4 protein-coding genes are annotated in these 6,085 nt (G+C 65.0%); 1 reads left to right on the top strand and 3 read right to left on the bottom strand.

The features are described 5' to 3' along the window. The coding region (locus tag ACHWRX_RS11935; protein WP_394659378.1) for an aminotransferase class III-fold pyridoxal phosphate-dependent enzyme at positions 1-1,492 on the bottom strand (1,492 nt) is incomplete at its 3' end. A 32-nt stretch (positions 1,493-1,524) separates the two neighbouring features. Between ACHWRX_RS11935 and asd the strand changes: the two genes are divergently transcribed. Continuing rightward, on the top strand, positions 1,525-2,412 hold the full coding sequence (asd, locus tag ACHWRX_RS11930) for an archaetidylserine decarboxylase (protein WP_394659377.1): 888 nt from the start codon (positions 1,525-1,527) through the stop codon (positions 2,410-2,412). Here the strand turns inward: asd and ACHWRX_RS11925 are convergent. After that, entirely contained in the window at positions 2,354-3,490 is a 1,137-nt protein-coding gene (locus tag ACHWRX_RS11925; RefSeq protein ID WP_394659376.1) for a glycerophosphodiester phosphodiesterase, read from the bottom strand. The genes asd and ACHWRX_RS11925 overlap by 59 nt on opposite strands. Next, a complete protein-coding gene (locus ACHWRX_RS11920; protein ID WP_394659375.1) occupies positions 3,490-5,925 on the bottom strand; it encodes a TonB-dependent receptor in 2,436 nt (811 codons plus the stop codon). The genes ACHWRX_RS11925 and ACHWRX_RS11920 overlap by 1 nt, the downstream gene beginning before the upstream one ends. Positions 5,926-6,085 lie beyond the last annotated feature (160 nt).

The raw sequence follows: 6,085 nt of genomic DNA, 5'->3' as shown, positions 1-6,085 counted from the left end.
TGAAGATCATCCGCCCAGAGCCGACCCAGCTCAGCGCCAGACCCTCCGCTCTCAGATAGAATTGCAGCATCCAATGATAGCGCGAAGGCATCGTGTGCCAGATCGTCCAGATCGTGCCCAGGTTCGCAACCCGCACCGGCACACCTTCCGCCGCCAGCCGCGCGTTGAGCGTAGCGGCGCGATCGTTCCACACCGCATCGACGCCATGGTGGAGCGCTTGGCCCTCCGCCGTCTCCATGTGCCGCAGGAAGGCGTCCATCGCCCCCATCACGTAGGGGTGCGAATTGAAGGTGCCGCGCGCAAAGCAGATGTCGGCGGGGCGATCCTCGCGGAAGCGCTTCATCAGCGCCGCCTTGCCGCAGACCACGCCCACCGGCAGGCCGCCGCCCAGCGTCTTGCCATATGTCACCATGTCCGGCGCGATGCCGAAATATTCGCAGGCACCGCGTGGTGCCAGGCGAAAGCCGGTAAACACCTCGTCCACGATCAGCACGATCCCTGCCTTGCGGCACACCGCGGCAAGGCGCTGGAGCCAGGCAGCGTAGGCCACACGGTCGGCTTGCTTGTCGACACGGCCGCTGACCAGGGTGGAATCTCCCGGCGCTCCGGCGTTGGGATGCATGGCCTGCAGCGGGTTCACCAGCACGCAGGCGATGTTCTTACGCGTGGCGAGAACTTCCAGCGTGGCCTCGCTCATGTCCGCCAGAGTGTAGGTATGGTCCGCCGGCACCGGATTGCCGACGCCCGGCTGCACATCGCCCCACCAGCCGTGGTACGCGCCGGAAAAGCGAACCAGATGCGAACGTCCGGTGTGATAGCGCGCCAGCCGCACAGCCTGCATCACCGCCTCGGTGCCCGACATGTGGAACGATACGGCATCGAGGCCGGAGATCGCCTTCAGCCGCCGCACGTTGTCGGCGACAACCGGATGCAACCCGGCCAGCGTCGGGCCCAGGTCTGCCGTCGTCGCGATGCCCTGCTGGACCATCGCGCGATAGGCATCCACGCCCAGCAGGTTGACGCCGTAGGAACCGGTGAGATCGGTAAAGCGATTGCCGTCCAGATCGGTCAGGCTGACGCCCTCGGCCGCCTGGTAGAAGCTTCCCGCCCCCAGCCGCTCGCGAACGACCGGGCTGAAAGGGAACGGCACGCGATAGGCTGCGGTGAATTCCAGGTCCGGGATACTGTCGCGGATTTCGGCGGTGTAGGCGCGGGTCTTGGCGAAACGCTCGGCATAGAGCGTTGCCAACCGCTCGAAGCCGGCGCGGCGGCGGCCGATCACTTCGAGCGGAGCATCGTCGGCACGGAAGAACTCGTCCGGCGTCAGGGCATAGCCCGGCACCATGCCCGCCACCCGCTTGCCCATGCGGACATGGCCCGTGAGCGAGGGATGCTTGGCGCGCGAAAGGCGCAGGCGTTTGCGCGCCTTGTCCACCGCCAGCAATCCCGCCGCCGCGCCCGCCAGTCCCCAAACCCAGTTGTCCTGCTTCAACTTGCTTCCCCTAGCTCCACGAAGGACCCACGATGAGCCTGCGTTCCGCTCTCGCTCGCCTTGGCGCGCAGGAAGATCTGAACTTCCTCCTGACCAACCGCATCCCCCGCCATGCCGCCACCCGGTTCATGGGATGGTTCAGCAAGCGGCGAAATCCGGCGGTGCGCACCGCGTCGATCGCGCTATGGCGCTTGTTCTGTGACGTGGATTTGACGGATGCGGCAGAAACCCGGTTCGGCAGCTTGCACGATGCCTTCATCCGACAACTGAGGGACGGCGCGAGGCCGGTGAACACCGATCCCGACACGGTCGTCTCCCCCAGCGACGGCATCGTCGGCGCATTCGGCCGGGTGAGCGCGGGGCAAGTCCTGCAAGTGAAAGGCTTTCCCTACGCCATCGCCGACTTGCTCGGCAGTGTGGCGGAAGCGGAGGAATGGCGCGACGGCTGGTTCGTCACGCTGCGGCTGACGGCGGGCATGTACCACCGCTTTCACGCGCCGCATGACCTGACGGTCGAGCAAGTGCGCTATATCTCGGGCGATACCTGGAACGTGAACCCGATCGCACTGAAGCGCGTGGAGCGGCTGTTCTGCAAGAACGAGCGCGCGCCGATCACGGTGACGCTGGACAGCGGGCATCGGCTGGCATTGGTGCCGGTGGCGGCAGTGCTGGTCGCCAGCATCCGCCTGCCCTTCCTCGACGCCGATCGCAACGTGCGCTCAGGCGGCCAAGGCGTGCGGCCCAGCAAGGCGCGTTTCGGCAAGGGAGAGGAGATGGGCTGGTTCGAACACGGCTCGACCATCATCGTCCTCTCCCCGGCCAATCGCCCCCCGGTGCCTGGGCTGATCGAGGGTCAGAGCATCAGGATGGGCGAGCCGCTGCTGCGATCGCCTGGCGGCCCAATGCCGGATCGTCCGTGAAGAACCCGTCCAGCCCTTCGGCCAGGTAGCGGCGAATTTCGGCCACGCTGCCCGCAGGGTTGCGCGCGTCTTCGCCTGCAGCGCTGCGATAGTCGGCGGCCAGGAAGCGGTTTTCCGGGCGGAACGTCCAGGTGCCGACCAGCAGGCCGGCCTTGTGCGCCGCGGCGACCAGACCGGTGGATCGGCCCAGCTTGCCCTCTGCATCGAGCGGGATGACCACGCGCGTGGCCGGGGCGATCCAGTCCGCATAGCGCGCCATCGCGGCAAGCCCGGTGGGCGTCATCATCTGCCCGTACGTTTGTGGGTTGCCCGCCGCCACGCCATCGAACGCCGCCTCCTTGGGATCGCCGATCAGCTGCATCAGCTGCAGGTTCGGCATCCCGGCGATCTGTGGACGCAAGGCCTTGAGATTGGCCACTTCGAACGACTGCACGATCACCGGTGCGCGGCGCAGATAGGCGCTTGCCTTCAGGATGCCCAGGAACCGCGCCTCCAGCGGCAGGCCGATCCCGGCGAAATAGGTGGAGTGCTTCAATTCCGGGATCAGCCCGATCGTGCGCCCTCGCGCCGCCGCCTCGGCCGCCACGAAGTCCGCGACTTCCTCCACCGTGACGATCTGAAACACGCCGTCGTAGGACTGGCTTTCCGGCCTAACCCTACCCAGCCGTTCCCTGGCGCGCAGAGTCTTCAGCTCAGCCAGCGTGAAATCCTCGGTAAACCAGCCGGTGATGGGTGCGCCATCCACCGTCTTGGTCGTCCGGCGGGCAGCGAACTCAGGGTGCGCGGCGACATCGGTGGTGCCGGAAATCTCATTTTCATGCCGCGCCACCAGCACGCCATCCTTCGTGGCGACCAAGTCGGGCTCGATAAAGTCTGCCCCGTCCGCGATCGCCTTGGCGTAAGCGCCCAAGGTATGCTCGGGCCGGAGCGCCGATGCGCCGCGATGGGCCATCAGCAGCGGTTTGGCCGGACGTTTGCGCATAACCCCTCCTTCCGCCGCAAAGGCGAGTGCCGGGGCGAGCGCTAGGCCCACCCCGGCACCGATGACACCGCGACGCGTGATGTCCGCCCCGCGCATCAGTAGCGCAGCTTCAGTGTGCCGAACCACTGGCGCGGCGGGATCGGATAGACGTTATACGTATTCGTGGGCGCGTTCGGCTGGACCGAGAGCCAGCCCTTCTTCTCGGTGATGTTGGTCACGTTGAGGCTCAACTCCGCCCCTGCCAGACCGATCATATCGCCCAGCTCGATCGCTGCCCGGCCGCTCAGCAGGAAGAAGCTGGGGACGGAGGCGTCGTTGGTATAAGTCGCAAAGCGCTTGCCCACGAAATCGCCGAACAGCTGCAGTTGCACCGGCTGGAAGTCCAGCGTCGCCACCGTCTTGTTCAGCCATTGCGGGCTACCCGGAACCTGCTTGCCACCGGTCGGCACGATGCCGGCGTTGGGAAGCGCGGCCTGCCCGGCGGCGGGCGTGGGAACGACGGTAAAGGTGCCAAGCCGCGTGCCGGTGGCTGCACCAGTGATCACGCTATAGTCGCTGTCATACTTCGAGCTGTTGTAAGACAGCGCGTTGTACAGTGAGAGGTGGCTGCCGAAGCGCAAGGTGATGGCGGCATCGACGCCGTTGGTCTTCACGTTGCCCACGTTGAACAGCGAGGGTGTGCCGCCCGAAATCGAGCCACCACCGATGCCGCCCACGGTGGGGCTGATCGCCAGCAGACGGTCGCTGAAATCGACATGGTATGCGTTCAGCTGCGCTTCGAACCCGCTGAGGAACGAGCCGGGGAAGCTGTGGCGGCTGCGCAGGCCCACTTCATAGGTCCACGACGTTTCGGGGTGGCCGTTCTCCTTGATGAAGTCGAACGACGCCTGGCTGCCCACCGACCATGGCGCGGCGCCACCACCGGCACCGTAGGCCTGATACTGGCGCAAGTTCTTCTGGACGTTGGCATAGAGCTCTTCGTTATCGGTGAAGCGCCACTTGCCACCTAGCGTGGGAAGGAACCAGTTTTCGGTCTTTATCCGCCCATTCGGCAACGCGCTGGACGAACCGTCGAGCGAACCGACGATCGGCTGCACGGTGAAGAAGCCGTCCGCATCCTGCAGGCTGGTCTTCACGCCCGCCTCGATCGTGAAGCGCGGAGTGAGCGTCCAGGTGTCCTGTAGATGCAGCTGCAGCACTTCGGTGCGCATTTCGCTGCCATACTGCGTGAACAGCGGGCCCTTGGGGCGGATATAGGGGCTGTAACGCTCGGGGAAATTCACGTCGAGCGCGTACCAGCGGCGATAGGCGGAGGAGCTGTTGTTCTCATACCAGGCACCTGCCGCGATCTGGTGGTTGCCTGCATCGATGGTCAGTTCGGACAGCACGCCCTTGCGGTCGATCCGGTATTCCGTGGTGCGCACCGCATAGCCCGAGTTGCCGGTGGACAGCTTCAGGTTGCGGCCGGGGAAGTACAGGCCGAACAGCTTGGGCAGGGACGCCACCGTGATCGGACCGGCGACCACGCCCACGCCATCGTTGTGGTGATAGTATCCCTGAACCGAAAGCGTGACCTTGTCCGTCAGGCGTTCCTCATCCTTCAGGTACACCAGCCAATCTGTGCGCTGCGCATCGCTGTAATAGTTGCGATAGTTCACGCTCTCCACCGCAGGAACCGCGCCGGTCGCGCTGAGATAGGACAGCGCCTTGCCGAAATCGGGATAGAGGAACGGGCGGGTATAGGGCTGGTACGCCTGCGCCGCGTTTGCGGGCCGTGCGTAGATCGTCGTCGCATCCTCGTTCGGCTCGGTCTTGTCCGAATAGGCAATGTAGGCGGTGAGGCGGCGGGCGCTGTCATCGTGGACCAGCTTGAAGTTGCCTTGCCAGCCGCCCTGCTTGCCGTTGAAGTCCCAAGCCCGGGCCTTCTGGCGCACTGCCGAAAGGTAAAAGCTTGTGCCCTCGCCCATGTCGCCGCTGTCAAAGCGCACGAAGGTGCGTGAGGCATCGTAACTGCCCAGCGTCTGATTGACTTCAAGGCCGAGCTTCGGGCGCGGATCGCTGGAGAAAGTCTCCACCGCGCCACCCAGGTTGCTGGTGGAAGCGACGCGCAACTCGCCCGCGCCGGTGCTGACGCTCACGCGCCCGACGTTTTCGGAAATGACCGCGCGCGATGGCGAAAGACCGTTATAATTGCCGTAGTTCTGATCACCCAGCGGCACGCCGTCCAGCGTGTAGCCCAGCTGGCCTGCGCTGAAGCCGTGGATGAAGAGCGAGGCGTTCTGCTCGTTGTTACCCCAGGGGTCGGCGGTGATGTAGGCTACGCCAGGCAGCGTCTGGATGGCTTTGAGCGGACTGATGCCAGGAAGGATCTTCTGGATCTCGTCCGCAGCGATCGTGGCGGTTGATCGTGAGCGATTGCCGGTGACGATGATCTGGCCCGCGACGTCTTCACCCGTAGCGGCATCGGCCCGCTCAGCCGTATTCTGTGCAAAGGCCGGTACGCTCAGGCCCAGGACGGACGTAGCGCTCAACAGCAATGCTGCGTGTGCGATACGGCTTAGTTTTTGAGAATGCAACATTATTCCCCCCGCTGAACGCGTGCCTGCTGGCAGTGCGAAGCGGCGGTTAGAGACGGGAGATGGCAAAGATATTGCGGATTGATGCCGCTTCCATGACAGCCCGTTGCAGCAC

The organism is uncultured Novosphingobium sp., from assembly GCF_964277725.1.
In the GTDB taxonomy this organism is placed as follows: Bacteria; Pseudomonadota; Alphaproteobacteria; order Sphingomonadales; family Sphingomonadaceae; genus Novosphingobium; species Novosphingobium fluoreni.
Note: the sequence above shows the minus strand (reverse complement) of the source record. Positions and strands in the feature narration are given on the sequence as shown.